Here is a 25,960-nt window from a genome sequence, read left to right as displayed (position 1 = left end):
GAATAAATGATAATTGATAAATGATGCCGACTCGCTGTCTATCATCTTTTCGTCTATTATCTATTGTCTAAAAAATATAAAATTACATGTTTAAAAAATTCATACGCAGACCCGTTCTGTCGATTGTAATCTCTTTGATTATAGTTTTTATGGGAGTTTTGTCACTAATGAAACTTCCGATTACTCAGTTTCCGTCTATTTCTCCACCAAAAGTAAATATTACCGCAACGTATCCCGGAGCGAATAACGAATTGTTGGTGAAAGCTGTGGTAATTCCTCTAGAGCGTTCATTAAATGGGGTTCCAGGAATGAAATACATGACTTCCGATGCCGGAAATGATGGTGAAACTTCTATTCAGGTTGTTTTCGATTTGGGAACAGATCCGAATGTGGCAGCCGTAAATGTTCAAAACCGTGTTTCTTCTGCGGTAAACAAACTTCCGCCTTTGGTAGTGCGTGAAGGGGTGAAAATTACCCGTGAAGAACCGAATATGTTGATGTATATTAACTTGTACAGTGATGATCCGAAAGCTGACCAGAAATTCCTTTTCAACTATGCCGACATCAATGTAATGTCTGAATTGAGAAGGGTAAGTGGAGTTGGTTTTGCCGATATTTTGGGAACTCGTGAATATGCAATGCGTATTTGGTTGAAACCCGATCGTTTAACAGCTTACAATATTTCAGCTGATGAAGTAATGGAAGCTTTAAACCAGCAAAGTTTAGAAGCTTCTCCCGGAAAAACAGGAGAAAGTTCTGGTAAACGTTCTCAGTCTTTTGAATATATTTTGAAATATTCCGGACGTTTTAATAATGAAAAAGATTACGGAAATATCATTCTTAAAGCTAAATCAGCAGGGGAATTTGTAAGGCTAAAAGATGTTGCCGATATAGAGTTTGGTTCTTCAATGTATGATATTTATTCTACATTAAACGGAAAACCTTCAGCAGCAATTACGGTAAAACAATCTTATGGTTCGAATGCGAGTGATGTTATCAAAAACGTAAAAACGTTGATGGCTCAGCTGGAGAAAACCAACTTCCCGAAAGGAATGCATTATGACATCAGTTATGACGTTTCAAGATTTTTGGATGCTTCGATTGAGAAAGTAGTTCATACCTTGTTTGAAGCCTTTATTTTGGTGGCGATTGTGGTATTTTTATTCTTGGGAGACTGGCGTTCAACGTTGATTCCTGCGATTGCCGTTCCGGTTTCTTTGGTGGGAACTTTTGCCGTAATGTCCGCATTTGGAATTACTTTGAATATGATTTCGCTTTTCGCTTTGGTAATGGCAATTGGGGTCGTCGTCGATGATGCAATTGTTGTGATTGAGGCCGTTCATGCTAAAATGGAAGAGAAAGGACTTTCTGCATTAAAGGCTACGGAAGAAGCAATGCACGAAATCAGTGGTGCGATTATCGCCATCACATTGGTCATGGCGGCGGTATTTATTCCGGTAGCGTTTATGTCGGGGCCGGTTGGAGTTTTCTACCGTCAGTTTTCGATTACAATGGCTTCGGCAATTATTCTTTCTGGAGTTGTTGCATTGACTTTGACGCCAGCTTTATGTGCTTTAATTCTGAAAAATAATCACGGAAAAGCTAAGAAAAAAGGTCCGATTACGATTCTTTTAGATAAGTTCAACAATGCGTTTAATAAAGGAGCGGGGAAATATGAAAAGTTATTGAATAAAACAGTGACTAAAAAATTCATTACGCTTCCTTTGTTGTTAATTTTCTGTGCATGTACTTATCTTTTAAGCAATAAACTTCCTTCAGGATTTATTCCGAGTGAAGACCAGGGAATGATTTATGCGATTATCCAAACTCCTCCGGGTTCTACTTTGGAAAGAACGAATCAGATTGCTAAAGAATTATTGAGAGAATCGGAAGATATTGATGGAGTACAGTCTGTTTCATCTTTAGCTGGTTATGAAATCTTAACGGAAGGAACAGGTTCAAACTCAGGAACATGTTTGATTAACCTTAAAAGCTGGGATGAACGTTCAGAATCTGCCGCCGAAATTATTGAAAAGCTCGAAGAAAAAGCTAAAAATATTCCGGGTGCGAATATTGAGTTTTTCCAGCCGCCATCAATTCCGGGTTATGGTGCTGCAGGTGGATTTGAATTAAGACTTCTCGATAAAGCCGGTAGTGGAGATTATCAAAAAATGGAGAAGGTGAGTACAGACTTCGTGAAAGAATTGAAAAAACGTCCTGAATTGGGCTCTGCTTTTACATTCTATTCTGCGAGTTTCCCTCAGTATATGCTTAAAATCGACAATGATTTAGCCGAACAAAAAGGGGTGAGTATTGAAAAAGCAATGGATAATTTATCAACGTTAATCGGTTCAAACTACGAAACGAGTTTCATCCGTTTCGACAGACCTTATAAAGTGATTGTTCAGGCGGGTCCTCAATATCGTGCTTTGCCAAGTGACTTGATGAAATTATATGTGAAAAACGATAAAGACCAAATGGTTCCGTATTCAGATTTTATGCACATGGAAAAAGTGTATGGACTTTCGGAAATCACTCGTCATAATATGTACAATTCTTCGGAAGTGAGCGGAACTCCGGCTCCTGGTTACAGTTCGGGACAGGCAATTAAAGCCATTCAGGAAGTGGCTGATAAAACGTTACCAAGAGGTTTCGGAATCGACTGGGCAGGGATTTCAAAAGACGAAGTAGGTCGTGGAAACGAAGCGGTTTATATTTTCTTAATCTGTTTAGGGTTTGTTTATTTAATTCTTTCAGCGCAGTATGAAAGTTTCATTCTTCCTTTACCAGTAATTTTATCTTTACCAACAGGTATTTTCGGAGCGTTTTTATGTCTGAAACTTTTAGGATTAGAAAACAACATTTATGCACAGGTTGCGATGGTAATGCTCATCGGGCTTTTAGGTAAAAATGCGGTATTGATTATCGAATTTGCCGTTCAGAAAAAAGCTGAAGAAGGAATTTCTGTGGCGAAAGCGGCAATTGAAGGAGCAGCCGTACGTTTCAGACCAATTTTGATGACTTCGTTTGCATTTGTTGCCGGATTAATTCCTTTGGTAATGGCAACCGGACCGGGAGCGGTAGGAAACAGAACCATCGGAACTGCAGCTGCAGGAGGAATGCTTTTAGGAACCGTTTTCGGACTGATGATTATTCCTGGATTATATTACATTTTCGGAACAATTGCCGATAAAACCAGACTGGCAAAATACGAAGAAGAAAATCCTTTAACTGAACAAACAGAACCTTATCAACACGATGATAAACATGAAGATTTATAATAAATATATTGCCGCAATTGCCGTATCACTTGTTTTGGCGAGCTGTAAAGCTCCGATGGCAACGGTGATTCAGGATGATGTGAAAAATAATATTCCTGAGAATTTTAATCAAAACGAACAGCAGGATGTTAATAACAATAGCGGAACAACGCCTTGGAGACAGTTTTTTACCGACCCTAATTTGGTGAGTTTAATTGAAACTTCCCTGAAAAATAATCAGGAATTAATGATTACGCTTCAGGAAATTGAAATTGCTAAAAGTGGAGTCGTTGCTAAAAAAGGAAAGCTTACTCCAACAGTAAGAGCTGGTTTAGGAGCCGGATTAAAAAAAGCAGGTCGCTACACAAGTGAAGGAGCAGGTGATGCTTCCACAGAAATCGAACCCGGAAAAGAAATGCCAGATCCGCTTGGAAATTTCGAAGGCGGTTTGATGGCCAACTGGGAAATCGACATTTGGAAAAAACTCAGAACAGAGAAAGATGCCGCCGTAGCACATTATCTTTCAACAGTTGAAGGAAAGAATTTTGTGCTTTCAAATCTGATTGAGGAAGTAGCCGATAATTATTATGAATTATTGGCGCTGGACAATCAGATGGATATTATTCAGCAGTATATTAAGTTGCAGACAAGAGCTTTAGAGATTGCTAAGATTCAAAAACAAGCTGCTGCTGCAACAGAACTGGCAGTGAAAAAGTTTGAGGCTGAATTGGCTAAATCTAAAGCAACAGAATATACCATTCGTCAGCAGATTACGGAAAAGGAAAATCAGATTAATGCACTGTGTGGGCGTTATCCGCAACCGATTGTGAGAACAAAGGAAAGCTTTATGTCGACCATTCCGCAAACGGTTTATACAGGAATTCCGTCTCAATTGTTAGCAAACCGTCCTGATATCAAACAGGCTGAATTAGAATTAAAAGCTGCAAAACTAGATGTAGAAGCCGCAAGAAAAGAGTTTTATCCTACTTTAGAAATCTCTGCAACTTTAGGATTGGAAGCTTTTAAACCATCTTATCTCGTTAAAATGCCAGAGTCAATTGCTTACAATTTGGTGGGAGAATTGGCAGGTCCGCTGATTAATAAAAGTGCGATTAAAGCGAATTTTCAAACAGCAGATGCAAAGCAAATTCAGGCTTTGTATGAATATGACAAAACCATTTTGAATGCGTATTTGGATATTTCAAACCTGATGTCTAAAGTGAAAAATATCGACCAGTATTATCAGCTGAAGTCTCAGGAAACACAGGCTTTAGACCAATCTATTGATATTGCTAATCAGCTTTTCAAAAACTCAAGAGCTGATTATCTGGAAGTTCTTTTAAACCAAAGAGACGCTTTAGATGCAAAAATGGAGTTGATTGAAGCTAAGCAAAAGCAATTAAGCACCGTGGTCGATATCTACAAAAGTTTAGGCGGCGGCTGGAAATAAATTAGTTTTTTATTCATATATATCATTATTTCAATTGTGTGGAGTCCGGTTCTGTTTTCAGAGCCGGATTTTTTTATATGTTAAAACTTCTTTAGTCTCAAACAAGAGTGTTTGTAACCAAAGAAGTCCTCCGGAGATTTAAAACACCCTTGTTTGTAACTTCCGGAGTTCTCCGTTTGTTTAAATCAAGGGTGTTTGTGACTTCCGGAATCCTCCGACAGTCTCCTGCAATCTGTGGGAACCCTCCGGAGAGCTCCGAAAGTCTCCTGCAGAGTGCGGGGAACTTCCGGAGTTCTCAGGTAGTGAGTTACTAAGCTAATTCTTATTTAACCGCAAAAGCGGCAAAAGAAATGATTGGGAAAAAGGAAATTCAAAAGTTTACAAAATGTAAAATTTTCAATGATTGTGCAGATTTTACCCATTAAATCAATAGTGTTAATTTTTATAAACACTGGTTTTATTCAAGCTTCATCAGCGACTTTGTCGCGCTTCTTTGCACCTTAAAATAATAAGGTTAAAAATTAAAATCTTTGCATTATAAAAGATTCTGCTCAATTTTTATCCCAAACTCAGGTTTTAAAAAACTGTTTAATCAACATAATAAATTTATCTCATTAAAATAATCGTATTGCTTTTTATAAGCACTACTGGTTTTCTTCAAGCTTCATCAGCGACTTTGTCGCGCTTCTTTGCACCTTAAAATAATAAGCCTAAAAATTAAAATCTTTGCGTTATAAAAGATTTTGCTCAATTTTTTATCCCAAACTCAGGTTTTAAAAAAACTGATTGGGAGAAAATCAGAAGTCAATCATATAGAATTTAAAATAATTCTTTTCATCAAAATAAAACACGTCGAGTTTTGTCGCAATACACCTATAGCTTTGCTGTATAAAATATTGAGAGCTATGGAAATCCCGTTTTATTTAAGTTTTAGAGAATTCGAAAAGCAATATTATAACAATCTCGAAAAATGGTTTGAAAGCGACCAAAATACCAGTGAAACAGATTTTTTGCTTCATCTGAAAGAGATGTATAAACCGTATTTGTGTTACAGTTTTTCTGAAGACAGATTGCAGGCAGATGCGGTGATTGAAATTAAAAACTGTTTCTTTCCGTACCATGAAAATTTTGGGATTTCGTTCAATATGAATCATTCTAACGCCAAAAATTTCAAAACGGGAATCAATAATGTTTCTGAAACAAAAACCATCACGATGATGGAGTATGCTCAACATATTTTAGACAGAATTCACCTCTATTTTCAGAAAAATAAAACTTCGATGAAAGAAAATGAGACGATTCTAGATTACCTCAATCATTATCAAATCATCACAGCAAAAGAAAAAACAGGGTACTGTCCCGATTACGATGTGCACCAGAAAAAACTTCCATTCTTAAAGGCTTTTCTTCCTCATTTCGGTGGCACAGTCGATATATCTTTGTATAGAAATTTCTATTTTTCTGTCGTAAGAATTGCCGATTTTATAGATTACAAACTGAAAGCAGTGGAAGCTTTCGACCAAAGTATCTATCACGAATTAAAATCTGAAGCGTCTATAAAAATCCATATGAGAGGACAAAGTTTTCTAACGATTTGCAACTGATTTTTTAGGAGCTTTATCCGGCTTTCCACTGTATCTTTTTCGCCAACGCTTTATCCATTTCAGAAAAAGGATGTCGTTGCAATCCGGGCTAGGGAAGAAGTCCTTCATCAAAACACACAACCATTCATACATCATTATATTGTCGAAATGAATTTTTAAAAGGTTCATTTCAAGCAAAAATCCAAATCAATCGATTTGGATTTTGTTTTTTAGACTTAGATGAGTGAAAATTATAATATAGACGACATTTAATCAAGAGCAGAAAACTTCAATTTTTCACAAAAGCTGAACAGAAGTACAGCTATTGAACTTTGTAGTTTCGCCCCACTATTGCAAAGCCCTTTTTGGTGACAGTTTTTCTTCTTCGGATTTATAAACTAAAATTTTTCGTCAGCTCTTTTTTGGGTTGAGTTATACTCTTTAAGTGTAGCAAATGCTTTTTTCAATCTTTCTACTAAAGCCTGGTCTGGCGTAAAATTGAAAAGGATATCTCTATCTTCATAATTGGGTCCGCTGATAAATTGATTTTGTCCATAGCTTAATGAACCGGGATCGTTGGATTTTTCAGCACTCCATAATTTAGTCCCCGAAACAACAAAATCTGAAGAATATTCATTGCTTACTCCTGTAACTTTGTTTAAATCTATAGAAATAGTTACGGTAATATCACCAACATAAGTTTTGCTTGTAACAAAAACACCATTATTATATGAAATAAAATTTCTATTTTCTGCAAGTTTTTCTTTCATTTTTCCGCCAATCCAATCCATTGTTTCTTGTTTGGTTGGTTCAGAAGTTTTGCTTTCCGTTGTTTGCGCCGTCTTTACTTCTGTTTTTGGTTTAGTGGTTTTTATAGTTGCTTTTTTTTGAGCATTTACATTCATACTTGCAACTGTTGTTAATAATACAATTGCTAATTTTACTTTTTTTGTCATTCTTGTTATGTTTAATTTAATGTTTAAATGAGGTTTGTTTAGTTTATTTATTGAAATCGTATTTTATTACGGTTGTTGTTTATCAATAAAATTTCAATTTTTACAATACTTGAGCAAAAGCCAATGCTTATGGAGTAAATATAACAAAAAAGCGAAAGAAATTAGTTTTTTGAGAAGATTTGAAGACTAGTTTTAATTCTCACTTAAGCCTACTTTTGCAAAATCTTCGTTAGCTATAACCAAGTTTTTACCAAATAGTTTCAAAGTATTCGCAAACAATTTCCATATCTTCACTTGGTGATTCATTGAATTCTTTCATTTCATTAGTGTAGTAATCCCAGTGTGTTTTTTTCCAATATTCTAAAGTTTTATCTCCTTCTCCTTCAGTATAAGCGTATTTTGGTGTTATATCTTTAAACTTAACGACTTCAGTTTTTTTTGTCCTAATTATTGCTTTAGGTTCTCCATTCCAATTGGTAACAATCGCTAAATCTCCAATTTTAGGAAATGACTCATTGTTTTTTTTAAACCACCAAACGGATGGTGAAGTTGCTTGCTTTATTTTTTTAACAACCAATTCGGCACATTCATCAGCATCTTTTTTATTATCACAAAAGAAAAACGATTGGGGTTGTGGAGTATTACTATATTCAGGATTCTTTTGTTGAAATTCTTTCCAATATTCGGTCATCGTGTTTGTTATTTCGTGTTTGTTTTTATTGTCTTTTTTTGTTGAGCTTTCACTTTGAGTACAAGACACAAAAGTTATTAAAACAATAGTAAGTATTAATTTTAGCAAGGTTTAGTTTTTTTGGTTACAGTTAACGTTTTGGGTACTGCCAAAGACGGGAATTTTTGCATCCAAGCTCAATAGAAATACCATAGTTTAAATATAACAAAAAGTTCAATAGAATTACTTAAGTCCTTCTTTTAACAATACCTTGTTAGCGATTCGGGCTTTTTATTTGTTCGGTTATCTTTCAATTTTTGTCAACTTTATACTGTCATTTTCAGTTCTGAATTTATAAAAATATTCGTTCTTGATAATAAATTCAGTTGTATCTGTCGTCAGATAATATTCATTTCCTTTTTTTATAAATTTTCCGTTTAAAAAAACTGTTGAAGAACCAGGGTTATTGGTTTCACTCATACTAAAAGTATTTTCGAGTTTCCAATGTGTAATTACATAAGTCGTGTTTTGCAATTTAAAGCTCCAAATTTCAAGTCTTTCATTTTGATATCTATCAATGCCTTTACCAAATAAATAGAACATTAATATTCCAGCAATAATTGAGTTGACTACAAATAAAGAAACAAATTCTCTTTTTGTAAAGTATAAAATCAAAGCAATAATTAAATTCAAGATAACAACAAATGGAACAAGTATTAAAATTCCAATTGAAATGCTTGGATCAGGGTTCATTTGTTTAATCCATAACCAAATTATTGCAAAATCGAATATTGTCAGTAAAATTATTCTAATCCAAAATTTCATTCAATTTTTATTAAGGTTGTTCTTCGTTGGGTTCTGTCAGCCTGACCGCTAACGTTCCGGCTATTGCTGAAGGCGGAAATTTTTCTATCCAAGATTAACAGAAATACCACAGTTTAAATATAAACAAAAAGTTCAATAGAGAATTACTTCAGCCCTGCTTTTGGCAATACCATGTTAGCTGTAGTAGTTCTCTATTCCTTAAAGCTTTTTCCACCCACATAAAGGTCAAAATTTATTGATAATTTCAAGTCGTTCATCCTTCGTATGTTGTTTGTGTCAATGTTGTGTCCGCCAATCATTCCATTTGCATTATGAATGTCCATAGTAACCTGAATATAGCCTTCTGCTTTTTCCGTAAGTTGTTTTATTCCATCTTTATCTTGTTCCAAAAAGTCAAGTAGTTTTTTTAGTTTGTCTTCAAACTCATCTGGTTCAGGATTAGGTAGGATTTTAAAACTGCTAAACGTATGATTTGATTTTCCGTTTGGCTTCAAGTCTCCTTTGTTCCAAAATTCAGTTGGCATCAAATGTGTCATTGCTTTTATGTCGTCCACAGTTAGAGCTTCCGATGTTGCTCTGAAACAAACTCTGTGAAATGCTTCTGTTCCAATACCTGTTATTTCATGTGCCTTTGTGTCAATGTAAACTGCAAAATAAAATCTTTCGTCAACTATTGGTAGGTAAGCTATAATTATTTCGTCTTTTCTGTCTCGGTCAATACGGTCAATTTTTAGTTTATTATCTATAGAGATTGGATTGTGGATTTCAAGATATTGTTCAGTCACTCCAAGTATCCTTTCCTTGAATTCTTTTTCAATAAGTTCTATTGCTTGTTGGTCGGTCATAGTATTATTGTTAACGTTTTGGATATTGCTGAAGGCAAGGCAATATAAGCACAAAACTTCAATTTTGCACAAATGTTGAACCGAAGTAGAATCGTTGAACTTTGCAGTTTCTCTCCACTAGTGCAAAACCCATCCTTGTTACGCGACGTTTTTATTTTTCAATTTCTTTTATTAAATTATTTATTTCATTAATATTTTTTATTTCACACCATTTCATTTTTGCTAAATATGGTTCAGAATATGCCATACCTTCTTGGTCAATTTTTGTGATTCCAATCAGATTATTTTTTTCGTCAAAGTATTTAAAGTAGTAATGAACTTCTGGGGTACCTAATTCTCCCCATCTATATTTTGTGCTGTCATTAAGGATTTTTAAAAGCTTAGAACTTTCATCATCATTTAGTTCATACTTATTTTTCAGCCAATTATGATTTGAATAAAGAATTATTTTTTGCGGTTTGTTTCTCGGAAAAGTTAGACTATTCTCATTTTCATAAATAAGAGAAGACGCGTAAGTTTTAGTATTTGCAGGTTCAGGAAAGTAATTCTTATAGAATATTTTTTCAATTTCAAAATCGGCAAAATTTGGATTTAAATTTAGTTTTGTTGAAATAAAAATAATAAAAATAAATATTGAGGCTGAAAAAAATAAAATTTTCTTTTTCATTTTTTATTGACGTGAGTTTAGATAAAATGTCGATTAACTGTTTGGGGCTCTCCTATGTTTGCAAATTAATAAATTTGTGAATAAAAGCAAAAGGAATGAGAGAAGATTTGGGGCTCAATAATCTTAAAGATATATTCTCGCAAAGAAACATCCTCATTCCTTTACTTCTTTTAGAGTTTGAACAGAATGTAAAGAGTTTCAGAAACATCTTGAATAACAGTTAGGAGACAAAACGGAGGAAGATTTTGCTTTTTTAAAATTTAAGGATATGAAAGTATTAAAACAGGTTTTAGGAGTTGATGTTGCGCAAGACGAATTGGTGGTTTCTTTAGGTCAATTGCAAGACGATTTGACGACATGCACGAAAGAGTATCAAGTTTTCAGGAATACTGAAAAAGGATTTAAATCTTTGCTGGATTGGGTTTTTAAGAAAAAATCTGTCGATGTAGAAGTTCTTTTTGTGATGGAATCTACAGGTGTTTATCACGAAAGATTTGCTTATTATCTTCATTCAAAAGGAGAAAAAGTGGTTATTGTTTTGCCCAATAAGATCAGCAATTTCATGCGGACTTTAGATATTAAAACGATTACCGATAAGAGTTGTTCCATCGCTATTGCCCAGTTTGGATTGAGCAGAAAATTAGAAGAATGGCAACCTGCCAACAAGGTGTACAAAGAGCTTCAGCAGCTTAGTCGGGAGAAAAATCAAGTAATCAGCGAGCGTGTGGTGTGCATGAATCAGCTTCATGCCGAAAAAGTGGAAGCTTTGCCCAATGCCAAAACATTAAAACGTCTGAAGGTACGAATTACTTTGCTTGAAAAGCAGGAAAAAGAAATCAATACCGATATGCTGAAAGAAGTGGGGAATAGCAGTGAAGCTACGCTGGGTATGGGTTTTCTGAGTAGCATTCCGGGTGTTGGAAAAGCTACCGCCATTGCGGTTTTAGCAGAAACCAATGGATTTGAATTGATTAGAAACAAGAAACAGTTAACAAGTTATGCAGGCTTAGATATTCGGGAAAAACAATCAGGAACATCAGTAAAAGGCAAGCCGAGAATCAGCAAAAAGGGGAATAAGAATTTGCGTAAAACGCTTCATTTTCCATCGATGACAGCGGTGAGACTCAATCAAGAGCATCGTGAATTATTTCATCGAATCGTGAGCAAAACGGGGATTAAAATGAAAGGTTTGGTTGCTGTCCAGCGAAAATTATTAGAATTAATGTATATTTTATACAAGACAAAAACATTTTACGAGGTCAATTTTGAAGAAAATAGGGCGAAAACCACAAAAGATTTTCACCCTACAGAAGCTGACTCTGGGTCGCTTTAAGATTGTAAAAATATTAAAAAATATTTGGAAGTTAACACAGAATCTTTGCGATGGTGGGGCAATCGAAGCACATCAGCCCCGCTTTTTACAATACCTTGTTAACTGTAGTCTCTTTTTAAATTACATTTTCATTTGTGAAGAATGATTTTATTTGTTGATTTTTAAGAAGTTTTTCAACATTCATTTTTATATTTTCTGTTGTTAAGTTTTCATCTGCTAAAATTTGAATACTTCTTAAACTTCCCTCTTTTTGAGGAGCAATTAAAATTATATTGCCATATTTTAGGTTGTACAATTTCATATTAATTATAGCGAATTCATCATTTTCAAGGGTCACAAAAGCAGAGAAATCTATTTTGTTTTCTTTCGTTTTTATATATCCTTGACCAATTACATCTGGAAAATTTCTAGAAACTATTTGAGATTTCATAGACTTGAAATTTTTTTCATCAATAAAATCTGTTAGAACTACAATCGTAAAGAATATTCTATTATTTTCCTTAACTCTATAATTATTCAAACTATTTTTATTCTCAGAAAAACTTGTGTAAACTATTTTTTTTCCGTTTAAATTTATTCCGTAAAAATTTCCTGTTGTACCAATTCCGGAGAATGTTTTTTTACTTATACTATCATAATCAGGATAAGGGAAAATTCCATAAGTAAATGGACCTTTATTTATGCTGTCTTTTTCGGATAATTCCTTTTGTAATCTTTTAAAATCCAGTGCGTTTTCTTGATTTTGCAATTTTAGTTGTTTTGTCCTAGTCTCAGAATTTAATTTTTTATTTTGAGCATAACTTATAAAGGGAATCAAAAGTGCGAAAAGGATAATTAAATTTTTCATATTCAGTTTATTGCGCGATTTTGGAGGAGATTACAGTAACGGACTGGGTATTGCCGAAGGCGGGGATTTTTTGCACTAAAGTTCAATCGACGAACGAATGTTGAATTTTGCACAAATGCCCAATCGAAGCTGTTCAGCCACGCTTTTGGCAATACCTTGTTAGCGGTAGTTTTTGTTTTCTGCGTTTTCGATTAAGGTTTTCATTATTTTCTGTTTTTCTTCAAATATTGCTTCGTCATTGCCAAAAAGCTTATTCTTTAATTTTCCCATTTCACTATCGTCCATAAATCCTGTGTGAGTTGCTCTTTCGTAGGCTTCTTGAAAATCGTAAAAGGAAATTTCTTCTTCATTTTCGGTTTGACTTATTTTTTTCATTTTCTGTATATAATATTTAGAAATTTCTTTTGGAAATTTATTCCATACTAAGTCATAATATCTCTCTATTCCATTTAGAAATTTTTCTTTGGCTACAATTAATTGGTTGTTATCCAATACTAAACTATCTGATTTCAAAATATTTATATTTTTGTAATATTCAATAAATTCATAGCTGGGATAATCATCATATTTAAGGTAATAATCTATGTTTTTTTTGTAAGTTTCTTTTTGTGAAGTTGTATTTTCTATTTCTTGAATGTCATTAATTTTTTTTATGAGTTCTTTCCAATCAAAATCACTTCTGTTTATATGTGCTAACAAAATGAGTTTTGATTTTTGTTTTTTCAAAAAAAGAATACTGTAATATTTTTTGTTTGGTTCTGCTATTTCGCCAACTCCCATAAAGTCCTCACCATTTATTCTCCCGTTGTCATAAAAATCATTTCCTTCTTTTGGAACAGGAATGTATGTGTTAAGAAAATTTTCAGTTACATTATTTTTTAATATTTGTTGTGTTGATTTTATTTTTATTTTATTCTCGCTAAAATGGTCATTTTTAATTTTTGAATAATAATCAAAGTCATTTCTTTCAACAAAAAGAATGATGTTGCTATTTAAAGTCAATTTTCTTAAATCTACCCTTTGTGAGTATGTGAAATTTTGAAATAATAATAGTGTAAAAAGTAATATTTTCATCTTGTTCTTATTCTGTTTCGTTCGGTCTGCTAAAATTACCGCTAACATCCAAATTTACGCATTGCGTTAATACTAAACATATACAATTGCGCTTATCTTATTTAATGTTTTTATAACGGTTTGTAAATTAGTTTGTTATTTATATTTGGATAAACGCAGTGCAATAATGAACGAAAAATTAATAGAGCAATTTATAACCATAGTCCATATGCAAAGTTATGCTGATAGAGGTGTAAAAACGTTTACATCTCATCTTTCCTTTAGACTTTCTGCTAAATAAACCCAAAGATATTACACAACAACAGATAGAAAATTATATTATTTGTTGGTGAAGAAAAAGAGGCTGGAAAAAAGCTAGATTTTATTAAGAAAGAAATTTTTGGTATTGTTAATTTGAAATAGTTTTGTAGAACTTTGTTAATGTTTTTAATCTTTAAAAAAAACAGATTATCAATACTTTAGAATTTATTAGTTTAATGAAAAGATAATCAAATGTATTATGATTTAACAATACCAAATTTTCAAACAAAAAAAAGCGTTGAAAAATCAACGCTTTTGCAGAGAGGAAGGGATTCGAACCCTCGATACAGTTACCCGCATACTACCTTTCCAGGGTAGCTCCTTCAACCACTCGGACACCTCTCTATGTTTTGAAGACTGCAAAAATAGAGTATTTTATTGAATTAACAAATTCTTAATTTTAAAATTATTCACTTATTTCTCCACAAAGATTCTTTGAAAAATTGTCAGCAAAAGTTCCGCTGTAATTAGGGTTGTCAATAAGATGCATAGCTTTGGTAATCGCAGCTTCTGCAGTCATATCTTTTCCGCTGATGGCGCCGATTCTTGAGAATATATTAGAATTTTCATATTTTCCAAAAGAAATTCCACCTGAAATACACTGGCTTACCACTACGATTTCAGTTCCGTTATTTCTGATTTGCTGTAAAGTTTCCAATGTTTTTTCACTGCTGAAAATCGTTCCTGAGCCGAAAACTTGTAAAATTAAAACTTTCATTTTAGGGATTTCTTTAAAATGGTTCAGTTGCATTCCTGGGAAAATTCTCCAGAAAAGAACGTCTTCAGAAATATGCTCATCTACATGAAACTCAATTCTGCCGTCACATCGGAAAAGGTTGTCTTTTTCAATCTTCAAATGTACTCCCGATTGCCCAAGGATAGGGTAGTTCGGACTTGCATAAGCATCAAAATACTCCGCAGAATATTTCAAAGTACGGTTTCCACGTAACAATTTATATTCAAAATAAATCGCAACCTCCTGAATAACGGCATCGTTTTGTTCATAAAGACTCGCATAATATAAACTCGTCAGAAGATTTTCTTTGGCATCTGTTCTTAAATCTCCAATCGGAAGTTGTGAGCCTGTTAAAATAACCGGTTTTCTTAAACCTTTTAGCATGAAACTCAATGCAGAAGCTGTATAAGACATAGTATCCGTTCCGTGAAGGATTAAGAAGCCATCATATTTTTTATAATTATAAAAAACTAAATTGGCAATCATTCTCCATTCTGTGGGTCCCATATCGGAAGAATCGAGAGGTTTTTCAAAAGGATGCACAAATACTTCACATTCCATGAGTCGCATTTCGGGCATTTTCTCAAAAATATTTCCGAAATCAAAAGCACGTAGGCTTCCCGTTTCGTAATCTTTTTCCATACCAATCGTTCCGCCGGTATAAATCAGAAGGACTTTTCGCTTCATTTTTTAATTTAAATTAAAGATTTTGAGTTTCTTTTCAGGTTCAGAATTCCAAAATTACGTTAATTTGCAAAGATTTGAAAGAAGATGGAAGATTTAGCAAAAACTTACAAGTATTTACAACAGTTTTTAACGGACGAAAGATTAAGAAAAATAGAGCATTTTGCTCCTGAAAGTTCAGATTTTGTATTTCCGGTTTTGGAAGATGTTTATCAGTTTAGAAATGCAGCCGCGATTGTAAGGTCTGTGGAAGCCTGTGGTTTTCATAAAGTGGTTGCCCTTCAGGAAGAAAATAATTTTGAGCCCAATTTAAGAGTAACAAAAGGCGCAGATACATGGGTTGAAGTGGAAAAACTTCCCCGAAATATGGAATCTTTTCAGAAAATTAAAGATAGAGGTTACAAAATTGTCGCCGTTTCATTAGAAAATAATGCGAAAATGTTGCCTGAATATGAAATTACAGAACCGATTGCTTTGGTTTTTGGAACTGAAATGGAAGGCGTTTCTCAGGAGATTTTAGATTTTGCAGATGAAACTTTGGCGATTCCGATGTATGGTTTTACCCGAAGTTTTAATGTTTCGGTGGCGGCATCGATTTGTATGTATGAGTTGAAACAAAAACTGATAAAATCTAATATTGATTACAAACTGAATGAAGAAAAACTGCTTAGAATGAAGATTCGTTGGGCGGTAAATTCTATAAAAAGTGGGGAGATGATTTTAGAGAAATATTTTAAAGACAATAATTTTCACTTTTAAAAGTTCTTATTAAAATTTTAAATCATTATGACGAGATTATTTCCTGTTTTATTTTTGCTTTTATATGGTACTGTATTTTCTCAATTGAAGTTTGATACGCTCTCTCGTAGAACATTAAAAACTACAGTTACTCCTGCTATATTAGTGGGGTATCATTATGCAGGTGACGCAAAAGATAATACCGAAACATTCAGGGCATCACAGATGCATATTATTGAGGTTGTTTTTGCAAAAATAACTGAGTTCGGAGGAAATCACGGGGCTGCAAGAGTTTTGTACGCAGGCAGTGATTTTATTTTTAATAATCGATATGATTTTTTTATGGCTCCTAAAATTGGGGTGAGTTCAAGTGCGGGAATAGCTTTAGGTGCTGAAGTACAGTTTCAGACCAATTTTGAAAAAGTAATTCCACGGATGATGCCATATTTGGGATTCGGTGGAAGTGGAGGGAAATTGACTGTTGGCTATAATTTCAGATTACTGAAAGCCGAAAATTTTCCGATTAATACTCTTCAGGTGGGAATTACTTGGCCTATAAAAAGATTTAAAGAAAAAACTATTTAATCATCTTATTATAATTCCAAGCGGCAACAAAAGCTCCCGCAGTTTCTGTTCTCAAGCGTTGATTTCCCAAAGAAACCGCTTTAATTCCTTTTTCGGCTAAAAACAAAATTTCTTTATCAGAAAAATCACCTTCAGGACCAATCAAGAAAGTGTAATTTTCTAATTTAGGAATTTCATTTAAAGCCACTCTTCCTAAACTTTCGTTGCAATGTGCCACAAAAGTTGTTTCAGAATCAACATTTTTAAGGAAATCCTGAATTTTCGTTAAATCATTAATGACAGGAAAATAGAATCTTAGACTTTGTTTGGATGCAGCAATTGCCTGTTTTCTGATTTTATCGATACTGATATTTTTACGCTCTGTTTTTTCGGTTTGAAGAATGGTAATCTCAGAAATTCCCATTTCTACTGCCTTTTCTACGAAAAATTCTATTCGGTCAATATTTTTGGTGGGAGCAATTGCAATGTGAAGTTTCGGGCTAAAATCTGGAGTTTCAGTTTTAATTTCTACAACTTCAATTCCTGCTTTTTTACCTTCAATAATTAATGTTCCGGAAGCAAGATTTCCTTTTCCATCGGTCACATAAATTTCTTCACCGTCTTTCATACGAAGAACTTTTACAATGTGCTGCTGCTCTTCATCGTTGATGATTGCTTTTCCGTTATTGATTTCTCCAAAAAAAAGTTTCATAGATAAATATTTAGAATGTGCTTAAGTTTTACAAAGTAAACAACCTGATACTGTTGCAGAATCTTTTAGAAGAATATTTTAGAAGAATATTTCATTTTCACTTATAAATGCCACTCCCGTTTTTATTGTAGAGTAAATATCACCTTCACAATCACGGTAAGAACACATATAAACTTCCTCAACCCAAACGTTATTCATGAAAATCATATTCAGATACTCATTCTTTCTTAAATTATTTTTGATGGATAAATAATCTCCTTCTTTTGGCTCAAAATCAAAGCTAAAAACATTTTCAGAATTTATTTTTTCAATAATTTCTTCTTTTATATTTTGAATATATCCAATTTCTGAGCTCACCATTAGATAATCATCCTCTTCAGATTGTTCGCTTACTTCATTTTTTCCGGTAATCGTTTCCAAAACCCAATAATATTTTGAGTTCTTTTTAGATTGCGTTCCCAGTACTTTTTCTTCTAATAGTATTTTCATCTGTAGATGTTTATGTTAAGTCGTTATTTTTATTGGAATGATATTAACCGCAAAAGAAACAAAAGATTTTGCGTGAATTTCAGCTATTTAAAAGCTTACAAAACAGCTAGTAAACAAGGGAGTTACATTTTGTAAACTTTTGAATTTCTAATGTTTTCAATAATTTCTTTTGTATCTTTTGCGGTGAAAAAAAAATTATAAATCGTATTTCGAGGTTGCCGTAGTTCGTAAATCTGTAAATTCTCCACTTTCGAACTTCAATTGAGCAACCATCGCAATCATCGCTGCATTATCGGTTGTATATTCAAATTTTGGAATGTAAATATTCCACCCCAGTTTTTCGTGATTATCCTGCATTGCTTTTCTCAAAGCAGAATTGGCAGAAACTCCACCGGCAATCGCCACTTCTTTTATTTCTAAATCTTTCGCTGCTTTTTCTAATTTATTCATTAAAATTTCGATAATGCATTTCTGAACCGAAGCACACAAATCATTCATATTTTCTTTAATGAAATCAGGGTTTTTTCTTACTTCTTTCTGAATAAAATAAAGAACTGAAGTTTTAATACCGCTGAAAGAGTAATCGTAGTTGTCTAATCTAGGTTTATTAAATTTAAACGCATCGGGATTTCCTTCTTTTGCCAATCGGTCAATAATAGGGCCTGCAGGATAGTCTAAATTGAAAATTTTCCCGATTTTATCAAAAGCTTCGCCGGCTGCATCGTCAATCGTTTTACCAATAACTTCCATGTCGAAATAATCTTTTACCAAGACAATCATGGTGTGTCCACCACTTACGGTAAGGCACAAAAACGGAAAGTTTGGCGGCATAGGATTTGCATCGTCAATGAAATGCGCTAAAATATGCGCCTGAAGGTGATTTACTTCTATTAAAGGAACATCTAAACTCATCGCAAGCGACTTGGCAAAAGAGGTTCCTACAAGAAGAGAACCCAAAAGTCCGGGACCTCTCGTAAAGCCTATGGCAGAAATTGCATTTTGTTGTATATTTGCTTTAAGTATAGATTTTTCAACAACAGGAATGATATTCTGCTGATGGGCACGTGAAGCCAGCTCGGGAACTACACCACCATATTCTTTGTGGATTTCCTGATTGGCTGCAATGTTTGAAAGAATAGAATTTCCTTTGATAATAGCTGCTGAAGTGTCATCACAAGATGATTCGATACCTAAAATTATAGAGTCGCTCATAATAATGGCAAAGTTAGAGAATAATAACGAAAATGAGAACAAAAAATCGGTAGCTGAAAATCTGGGAGATCAGGTGCAGAAGACCGTAGAAAATGTTCAGGAGACAGTGAAGGAAGCTTCTGAATTGGCCTCAGACGCTATAAATCATCCGATAGATACTGCGCAAGAGTTTGGTAAACAGGCTGCAAAAGACGTGGTGAGCTATTCTTGGTGGGCAAAATTATTATTATTTCTTTTCTGGACACTCTTTTCTATCATCGTTGTTGTTTTGATTGCTATTAATCTACCGGTTACCAAAAGATGGGCTGCTGATCAGGCTTTACAAATCGTAAATAGAGATTTTAAGGCCAAAATGTCTACCGAAAGTGTTGAGGTTGATTTTTTTGGAGATGTTATCATTAAAGGTTTAAAAATAAAAGATTATAAGAATTTAGACTTTATTAAGGTTAGAGAATTTAAAGCCAATTCTGACTGGTTTTCATTAGCCACCAACATTGGAAAACACAATTCTTTAAGTTTTGACGGGTTGACGCTTAATGATGCTGATATAAAAGTTATTACGTATAAAGGTGACAGTATTTCAAATTTCATCCGTTTTACACAACTTTTTGACAGTGGAAAAAAGAGAGATCCCAAAAAACCTCCTTTTCAACTGAATGCACGTCTGGAGATTTTAAATTCTAAAGTTTCTATTATTAATCAAAACTCACCGGGAGAACCTGGAAAATGGTTAACGGCAACTAACGTTAGCCTTATTGCGCCAAAAGTAAAAGTAAACGGAGTCAACATCGATGCACGGATTGATAATTTTACATTCATCACCAAAAGATGGGGGAAATCTCATTTTGTAGAAACCTTTTCTACAGACTTTTCGATGACCGAAGATTTTCTAGCTTTGGGAGATTTGACTTTAAATACCGACCATTCTCTTCTTCAGGGAGACATTAAATTTAATTTACATAAAGGTTCATGGGCAGATTTTACCAACAAAGTAAAATGGGATATGAATATGAAATTGGGAAGCCAAATAAGTGGTTACGACATCTCTTATTTTGTCACCAATTGGGATAATTTTATTCCGTTTAATGCAAGCGGAAAAATGACGGGGCCTTTGAATAATTTCACTTTGGAAAACTTTCTCATCAGAAATCCGAGTGTAAATATTGCGACCAAAAAACTGAAAGCTAAAGATTTACTGAAAGGTAATTTTTTAATCGAAACCAATGATCTTTCTGCAGATTTTACTTACAAAGATTTAAAAGCAATGATGCCCAATTTCGTTTCTTCAAAGATGAAAAACTTTGCAGACGATTTTGGTAAATTAAAATATAATGGAACTGCAAAAGTTACCCCAAAACAGGTTTTAGTTTCTTCAGGAAATCTGATGACAGGAATCGGGCAGGCAAAAATCTCTAATTTCTCTTTAACTGATTATAGCTCCGCTTTACCTAAATATAAAGGATACGCTGAAGTGAACGACTTAAATACTTCCGTTATTACCAAAAGTAAAGCGGTGGGTTTAATTTCGGGTAAATTCAATTTAGGCGGGCAAAGCTTTGATGTGAATACGATGCGTTTGAGTACGAAATCTCAGATTTCAAGCATCGAAATCATGAATAAAGAAATCAATAATGTGGTGTTGGATGGTCTTTTAGATCATAAAAAATACAACGGTTTGATTACAGTGAATGATGAGCAGGCAAAAGCGACTGTAAAAGGTTTAATCGATTTTAGTACCTCAAGAATTTCTGCCAATGTAGACGCTGATGTTGCTTATCTTAATATGAATTATTTTACCGACAAAGCCGGAAGTCAGGTTGTAAGTGGCAGAGTAAATGGTAAAATGGCGATGTCGACCCTGAATGATTTGAATTTGGATGTAGAGGCTTTTAATGTGAATTTTGCAACGGCAGAACAAAAATATCATATTCCGAATGCTAAATTAAAAACCTTTGTAGAAGGCGGGGAGCGTTCTATTTTGGTAGATGCACCGGGCGCTGTAAACGGAAAAATTTCAGGGAAATATAATCTTGCCGATTTGGCAGGAATGGTTGAGAATGGTTTAGGGAAAATTTTAGTAGGACCCGAGCCTAGAAAATTATACGGCGGACAGACCTTTGCAATGAATTTTGACGTTGAACAAGGTTTGGTTGCTTATTTTATGCCTGATTTGAAACTTCCGCAAGGTGCAAAAGTGGAAGGAGAATATGATGGAAATTCAAATAATTTAATTTTAAATCTTGATGCCGCTTCTCTAAAATATATCATGACAAAAAAGGAGGAGATTACCGAAGCAGACCGTGCTTTGGCAGAAGCTAATCCTGATTATAAAATTGATGATAGAGTAGTAGTTACAAGAGATAGCGCAATGGTTGATAGTGTGATGGTAAGAATTAACACCGCAAATACCGAACAGCAACTTTACGCAAAAATAAGCAGGTTAGAATACAATAAAAATATCCTGAAAGATGTAATACTTACGGGTAAAAACGATAATAATTCAGTTTTAAGAATCGCAACCAGTTTTAAACACGGAAATCCGGAAGACGAGCTGAATGACAATCTAAAAAATTATGCAATTAATTTTAACCAGTCTACCAATCCTGAAGGTGATTATATCTTTAGATTTGAACCTACTGAAGTTGATTTGAATAACGTAAAATGGGCGATAGATACTAGCCCTGAGCTTGATCATTATATAAGTTATCGCAGAAAAACATCTGATTTTGAAGTCAAGAATTTGAAAATTTATTCGGATGAAAGTTCATTGTTGATTAATGAATCTATTTTTAAATCGGCCAAAGATTTTTATGTAGATGCCGAAGTTCAGAATTTTGCCATAGAAAAGATTTTAGAAATGCAGTCGGGTGGAAACCCAATGGATATCAAAGGTTTGGCTAATGGTAATGTGAAAATAAAAATGGATAAAAGCACTTTGCAGCCATTGGTAGATCTTACCGTTGATAATATCATGATGAATGGTAATGATATGGGAGATGTGACGATTTCTGCTGTAAATGGTTTTTCTCTGAATGTTTATGATGTAGATGTAAGAGTAGCTTCAGCTGGAGTAATTGGAAATAATAATCTGCATCTTACCGGAACGGTTAATAACAATACACCATCGCCAACAATAGATTTAACTACAGAATTACGAGATTTTGATTTGGCTTTTACCCAACAATTTGTACAAACGATTTTTGGGAATCTAAGAGGAAAAGCAACCGGAGATTTAAAAATTAATGGAACTCTTAAAAATCTAGATTACAGTGGTGATATTGCTTTAAAAGAATTTGGCTTAAAATTATTATTTACGGGAGTAGATTATTCATTTGATGATACCGTAATTCCGCTTTCTAAAGGTTTAGCGATTTTAAATAATATTGGCGTTCATGATGGACGAAATAATTCTCAGGGAACGATTTCTGGGGCGATACAGTTTGAGACGCTATCATCAATGGGAGTCAACCTCGTAATGAGAGCCGATAATTTATTGATGCTTAATACAACTCAAAAAGATTACGATTTGTTTTGGGGAAGAGTTTACGGACAAGGTGATTTATATGTTGACGGACCTGTTTCTGCTTTAAATCTTTCTACGCCTAATATGAAAGCTTTAAATGGGAGTACATTTACTTTCAATTCAAGTTCGACTTCCAATGTTGAAGAGTTTAAAATGCTGAGGTTTTTAAAAGAAGGAAAAGATGGTTTGGTAACTTTAGATGAAAAGAAGCGAAGCGGAGCCAATATGAATATCGATTTTAGTCTGGATGTTGATAAAGGGACAACGGTAAACGTTCTGGTAGGTGATGATGTGGGAAATATTACCGTGAAAGGAATGGCAAATAATCTGAGGTTCCAAATGAACAGACAGGGAAATATCGGCATGAACGGATCGTATTTGGTAGATAATGGAACTTTCATCTCTAAAGCAATCTTAAACAGAACTTTCCAAATTCAAAAAAACAGTAGTATTCGTTGGGATGGTGATGCGATGAAGCCTTCATTGGATATCACTGCAAACTATGTAAGAATGGTTTCTAATGCAGGGGATTATCTTAATATGGGGCAGCTGCAACCTATAAGTATTCTTCTTCAAACCCATATTACCAATACACTTACCGATCCGAAAATTGCATTAAATGTTACTGCTCTTGATGTTTCAAGCCAGGTAAAAGAGACTTTAGCCGCAAAAATTAATCAGTCGGAAGGTGAAAATGTTTTACAGTTTAGCTCAATACTTTTGCTTAATATGTTTAATGTAACCAACTCGAGTGGGCTAACCTTCAATGCTGCCGATGTGGCAGAATCTTCCGGTTATAATTTGATTTTGAAACAGCTTGGCTCAGTTTTGAATACTATGAGTAACGAATTTCAAATTGATTTGAATTACGTAAAAGGAAATGATCAGCTTGCTAATGCCGGAGATCGAGCGAATGCAGGGGTTAGCTTTGATTTATCACCACGAGTTACGGTGAAAACAGGCTTGGGAATTCCACTTTCTAAGACAGAAAGCACGAGCAATAACTATCTTTCTGGTGAAGGGTCGGTAGAATATGATATTTCTAAGAAAAATGATGGTACATTGGTCTTGAGAGGCTATTCTAAACCAACGAACATCGGGATGGGTGTAGGAACTGTAGGTACGAATGGTTCTGCAAATCAAGCGTATGGTGGAGGTATTGTTTGGAGTAAAAGCTTCAATTCTTTATTCAAAAAGAAGAAAAAAGACAAAAAGTTACCTCCTTCTGAAACTGAAATAAAAACAGATTCTGTAAAATCAAGTGGCAAAAACCCGTAAATTTTTAATGATTTTTATCATACGTGTTAATTATTGTTAATGTTTGATATTATTTTTTTAGTTTAATTATTTTTTTTAATTTTGTAAAAAATTTATGGATTTTTTACGAAAAATATAATTTCACTATATATGAACTATCAACTGGACGAAATAGACAAGAAAATTCTTGATTTCTTAGTAGAAAACACAAGAATGCCTTTTACAGAAATTGCTAAGCAGATGGACGTTTCTGCGGGTACAATTCACGTAAGAGTGAAGAAAATGGAAGATGCAGGTATTATTTTAGGATCATCTCTTAATCTTGATTATGGTAAACTAGATTACCATTTCACCGCTTTTATCGGAATTCTTTTAACAAAATCAAACCGTACGCAAGAGGTTTTGAAAGAGTTGGGAACAATTCCAAATGTTATAGAAGCGAGTGTTATCTCAGGAAAATACAACATCTTCTGTAAGGTAAGAGCTAAAAATACAAACGACGCAAAAAGAATCATCTATCAGATTGATGACATTCAGGACGTAATGAGAACTGAATCTATGATCTCTATGGAAGAATTCTTAAGCGATAAAAACAGATTGATCAACGCAATCTCGATTTAATCAAATTTTAGACGATATAAATACCAAAGAACTTATGAAGTCATTCATAAGTTCTTTATTTTTGCACTATGGAAAAGGAATATAAAGAATACAGTTATTTTGATGCAGATCCGAAGAAAGGATGGGGTTTTATTTTAGCACTGGCTTCTCTGCTGCTATTTACCGTTATGGGTCTAGGCATAGACGTTGACGAATACCTTCAGCATGAATACCTCAATATACCGAGATGGTACTTCTATGTAATTTTTTCTATCGATACGTTGATGGCGATAAGCCTTGTTCTGATGTTTTTTTATAAAAAAATAGGGATGTTTGCTTTTCCTGTCTTATTGATTTTTCACTTCCTGATGCATAACTATTATTTGTCAACCTTTTTATACACCGATGTGACCAACCTTTTTCTTTTTACAGGATTTGGAATGTTGGCAATTATCCCAAAGTGGAAGTTTTTCAGATAATTTAAAAATTTATTTTTACCATTAAAAATTATTTAAGAAAATGGTAAGCATAAAAATCAATATGATTAAACTTAACTAATCTTAAAATCTTAATTTACCTTAATGGTTTAGATTTAGCATAACAAAAAAAGCATCCAAAATTTGGATGCTTTTCTCGATTTCAATTGAAATGATTATGCTAAAATTCTCTTCACTGCTTCTTTTACAGCTGCAGCGTCAATCTTATATTTTTTCATTAATTCAGCTGGTGTAGCAGACTCTCCGAAAGTATCGTTTACCGCAACGAACTCCTGTCTTGTAGGTCTTTTTCTTGCCAACATTCCCGCTACTGATTCTCCTAAACCACCTAAGTAGTTATGCTCTTCAGCAGTTACAATTTTTCCTGTTTTTTCAACAGATTTTAAGATGATTTCCTCATCTAGAGGTTTAATGGTGTGGATGTTGATGACCTCACAAGAAATACCTTCTTTTTCAAGTTCTTCAGCAGCAACCAAAGATTCCCAAACTAGGTGACCTGTTGCAACAATCGTTACATCAGTTCCTTCCTGCAAAAGAATACCTTTTCCAATCTCGAAAGGCATATCTTCCGGAATAAAAACAGGAACTGCTGGTCTACCGAATCTTAAATATACAGGACCGTGGTGATCTGCAATTGCCAAGGTAGCAGCTTTTGTCTGGTTGTAATCACAAGGATTAATTACCGTCATCCCAGGAAGCATTTTCATCATCCCGATGTCTTCTAAAACCTGGTGCGTTGCTCCGTCTTCTCCTAAAGTAAGACCTGCGTGAGAAGCACAAATTTTAACGTTTTTATCTGAATATGCGATTGACTGACGAATTTGGTCATACACTCTTGATGTAGAAAAGTTAGCAAAAGTTCCTGTAAAAGGAATTTTTCCTGTGATACTCAAACCTGCAGCAAGACCCATCATATTAGCTTCTGCGATACCCACTTGGTAAAATCTTTCAGGAGCTTTTTCGATGAATTTTTCCATTTTCAAAGAACCGATAAGGTCTGCGCACAATGCAACAACATTAGGGTTTTTATCAGCCAATTCTGCTAAACCAGCCCCAAAACCTGAACGTGTATCTTTTTTTTCTGTATATGTATATTTCATTATTAATTTAAAGATTAAAAAATTTAAAGGATTGAAAA

Annotated in this window: 21 protein-coding genes and 1 tRNA gene; 9 read left to right on the top strand and 13 right to left on the bottom strand. The window is 34.0% G+C overall.

Translation table 11 applies throughout. The features are described 5' to 3' along the window. Nucleotides 1–86: 86 nt before the first annotated feature. The 3 genes from LO744_RS16525 (at nt 87) to LO744_RS16515 (ending at nt 6,314) form a co-directional block, all read left to right on the top strand. Nucleotides 87–3,281: an efflux RND transporter permease subunit gene (locus tag LO744_RS16525; protein ID WP_230671329.1), complete on the top strand. Its 3,195-nt coding sequence runs from the start codon at nt 87–89 to the stop codon at nt 3,279–3,281. Continuing rightward, nucleotides 3,268–4,710: a TolC family protein gene (locus LO744_RS16520; protein WP_230671327.1), complete on the top strand. Its 1,443-nt coding sequence runs from the start codon at nt 3,268–3,270 to the stop codon at nt 4,708–4,710. Before LO744_RS16525 ends, LO744_RS16520 begins: the two co-directional genes overlap by 14 nt. A 905-nt stretch (nt 4,711–5,615) precedes the next feature. Continuing rightward, entirely contained in the window at nt 5,616–6,314 is a 699-nt protein-coding gene (locus LO744_RS16515; protein ID WP_230671325.1) for a hypothetical protein, read from the top strand. 377 nt (nt 6,315–6,691) lie between these two features. Here LO744_RS16515 and LO744_RS16510 read toward each other — a convergent pair whose 3' ends face one another. From LO744_RS16510 to LO744_RS16490, 5 genes are all read right to left on the bottom strand, one after another. Continuing rightward, nucleotides 6,692–7,249, bottom strand: a complete 558-nt coding sequence (locus LO744_RS16510; RefSeq protein WP_230671323.1) for a hypothetical protein — start codon at nt 7,247–7,249, stop codon at nt 6,692–6,694. A 247-nt stretch (nt 7,250–7,496) separates the two neighbouring features. Beyond that, nucleotides 7,497–8,048 (bottom strand): ASCH domain-containing protein, encoded by a 552-nt coding sequence (locus LO744_RS16505; protein WP_230671321.1) that lies wholly within the window; start codon nt 8,046–8,048, stop codon nt 7,497–7,499. A 174-nt stretch (nt 8,049–8,222) separates the two neighbouring features. Then, nucleotides 8,223–8,744 carry a hypothetical protein gene (locus tag LO744_RS16500; RefSeq protein ID WP_230671319.1) on the bottom strand — a complete coding sequence of 174 codons (522 nt, stop codon included), beginning with the start codon at nt 8,742–8,744 and terminating at the stop codon, nt 8,223–8,225. Nucleotides 8,745–8,935: 191 nt separating this feature from the next. Then, nucleotides 8,936–9,589, bottom strand: coding sequence for a DUF4279 domain-containing protein (locus LO744_RS16495; RefSeq protein ID WP_230671317.1), 654 nt, complete (start codon nt 9,587–9,589; stop codon nt 8,936–8,938). Between the two features lie 151 nt (nt 9,590–9,740). After that, nucleotides 9,741–10,256: a hypothetical protein gene (locus tag LO744_RS16490; protein WP_230671315.1), complete on the bottom strand. Its 516-nt coding sequence runs from the start codon at nt 10,254–10,256 to the stop codon at nt 9,741–9,743. A 268-nt stretch (nt 10,257–10,524) separates the two neighbouring features. Between LO744_RS16490 and LO744_RS16485 the strand changes: the two genes are divergently transcribed. Next, a complete protein-coding gene (locus LO744_RS16485; protein ID WP_230671313.1) occupies nt 10,525–11,589 on the top strand; it encodes an IS110 family RNA-guided transposase in 1,065 nt (354 codons plus the stop codon). 115 nt (nt 11,590–11,704) lie between these two features. Here the strand turns inward: LO744_RS16485 and LO744_RS16480 are convergent, their stop codons facing one another. The 4 genes from LO744_RS16480 to LO744_RS16465 form a co-directional block, all read right to left on the bottom strand. After that, nucleotides 11,705–12,436 carry a hypothetical protein gene (locus LO744_RS16480; protein WP_230671311.1) on the bottom strand — a complete coding sequence of 244 codons (732 nt, stop codon included), beginning with the start codon at nt 12,434–12,436 and terminating at the stop codon, nt 11,705–11,707. A 159-nt stretch (nt 12,437–12,595) separates the two neighbouring features. Then, nucleotides 12,596–13,510, bottom strand: a complete 915-nt coding sequence (locus LO744_RS16475) for a hypothetical protein (protein WP_230671309.1) — start codon at nt 13,508–13,510, stop codon at nt 12,596–12,598. 558 nt (nt 13,511–14,068) lie between these two features. Next, a tRNA-Ser gene (locus LO744_RS16470) sits at nt 14,069–14,155 on the bottom strand. Between the two features lie 61 nt (nt 14,156–14,216). After that, nucleotides 14,217–15,233 (bottom strand): asparaginase, encoded by a 1,017-nt coding sequence (locus tag LO744_RS16465; protein WP_230671307.1) that lies wholly within the window; start codon nt 15,231–15,233, stop codon nt 14,217–14,219. An 84-nt stretch (nt 15,234–15,317) separates the two neighbouring features. Here LO744_RS16465 and LO744_RS16460 point away from each other — a divergent pair, with 84 nt between their 5' ends. Both LO744_RS16460 and LO744_RS16455 read left to right on the top strand, forming a co-directional pair. Continuing rightward, complete coding sequence (locus LO744_RS16460) at nt 15,318–15,989, top strand: TrmH family RNA methyltransferase (RefSeq protein WP_230671304.1); 672 nt, start codon at nt 15,318–15,320, stop codon at nt 15,987–15,989. A 27-nt stretch (nt 15,990–16,016) separates the two neighbouring features. Beyond that, nucleotides 16,017–16,553, top strand: coding sequence for a hypothetical protein (locus LO744_RS16455; protein WP_230671302.1), 537 nt, complete (start codon nt 16,017–16,019; stop codon nt 16,551–16,553). Here LO744_RS16455 and LO744_RS16450 read toward each other — a convergent pair. From LO744_RS16450 to tsaD, 3 genes are all read right to left on the bottom strand, one after another. After that, entirely contained in the window at nt 16,546–17,244 is a 699-nt protein-coding gene (locus tag LO744_RS16450; protein ID WP_230671300.1) for an RsmE family RNA methyltransferase, read from the bottom strand. The two genes, LO744_RS16455 and LO744_RS16450, sit on opposite strands and share 8 nt — an antisense overlap. A gap of 78 nt (nt 17,245–17,322) precedes the next feature. Then, nucleotides 17,323–17,733, bottom strand: a complete 411-nt coding sequence (locus LO744_RS16445; RefSeq protein WP_230671298.1) for a hypothetical protein — start codon at nt 17,731–17,733, stop codon at nt 17,323–17,325. A gap of 195 nt (nt 17,734–17,928) precedes the next feature. After that, complete coding sequence (tsaD, locus tag LO744_RS16440) at nt 17,929–18,945, bottom strand: tRNA (adenosine(37)-N6)-threonylcarbamoyltransferase complex transferase subunit TsaD (RefSeq protein ID WP_230671296.1); 1,017 nt, start codon at nt 18,943–18,945, stop codon at nt 17,929–17,931. Nucleotides 18,946–18,949: 4 nt separating this feature from the next. Between tsaD and LO744_RS16435 the strand changes: the two genes are divergently transcribed. From LO744_RS16435 to LO744_RS16425, 3 genes are all read left to right on the top strand, one after another. Next, nucleotides 18,950–23,746: a translocation/assembly module TamB domain-containing protein gene (locus LO744_RS16435; protein ID WP_230671294.1), complete on the top strand. Its 4,797-nt coding sequence runs from the start codon at nt 18,950–18,952 to the stop codon at nt 23,744–23,746. A 129-nt stretch (nt 23,747–23,875) separates the two neighbouring features. Further along, nucleotides 23,876–24,346 carry an Lrp/AsnC family transcriptional regulator gene (locus LO744_RS16430; protein ID WP_066678756.1) on the top strand — a complete coding sequence of 157 codons (471 nt, stop codon included), beginning with the start codon at nt 23,876–23,878 and terminating at the stop codon, nt 24,344–24,346. Nucleotides 24,347–24,414: 68 nt separating this feature from the next. Further along, nucleotides 24,415–24,804 carry a hypothetical protein gene (locus LO744_RS16425; RefSeq protein WP_230671292.1) on the top strand — a complete coding sequence of 130 codons (390 nt, stop codon included), beginning with the start codon at nt 24,415–24,417 and terminating at the stop codon, nt 24,802–24,804. 173 nt (nt 24,805–24,977) lie between these two features. Here LO744_RS16425 and LO744_RS16420 read toward each other — a convergent pair whose 3' ends face one another. Then, complete coding sequence (locus tag LO744_RS16420) at nt 24,978–25,922, bottom strand: transketolase family protein (protein ID WP_230671290.1); 945 nt, start codon at nt 25,920–25,922, stop codon at nt 24,978–24,980. Nucleotides 25,923–25,960 lie beyond the last annotated feature (38 nt).

Source organism: Chryseobacterium turcicum, from assembly GCF_021010565.1.
Lineage (GTDB): Bacteria > Bacteroidota > Bacteroidia > Flavobacteriales > Weeksellaceae > Chryseobacterium > Chryseobacterium turcicum.
Note: the sequence above shows the minus strand (reverse complement) of the source record. Positions and strands in the feature narration are given on the sequence as shown.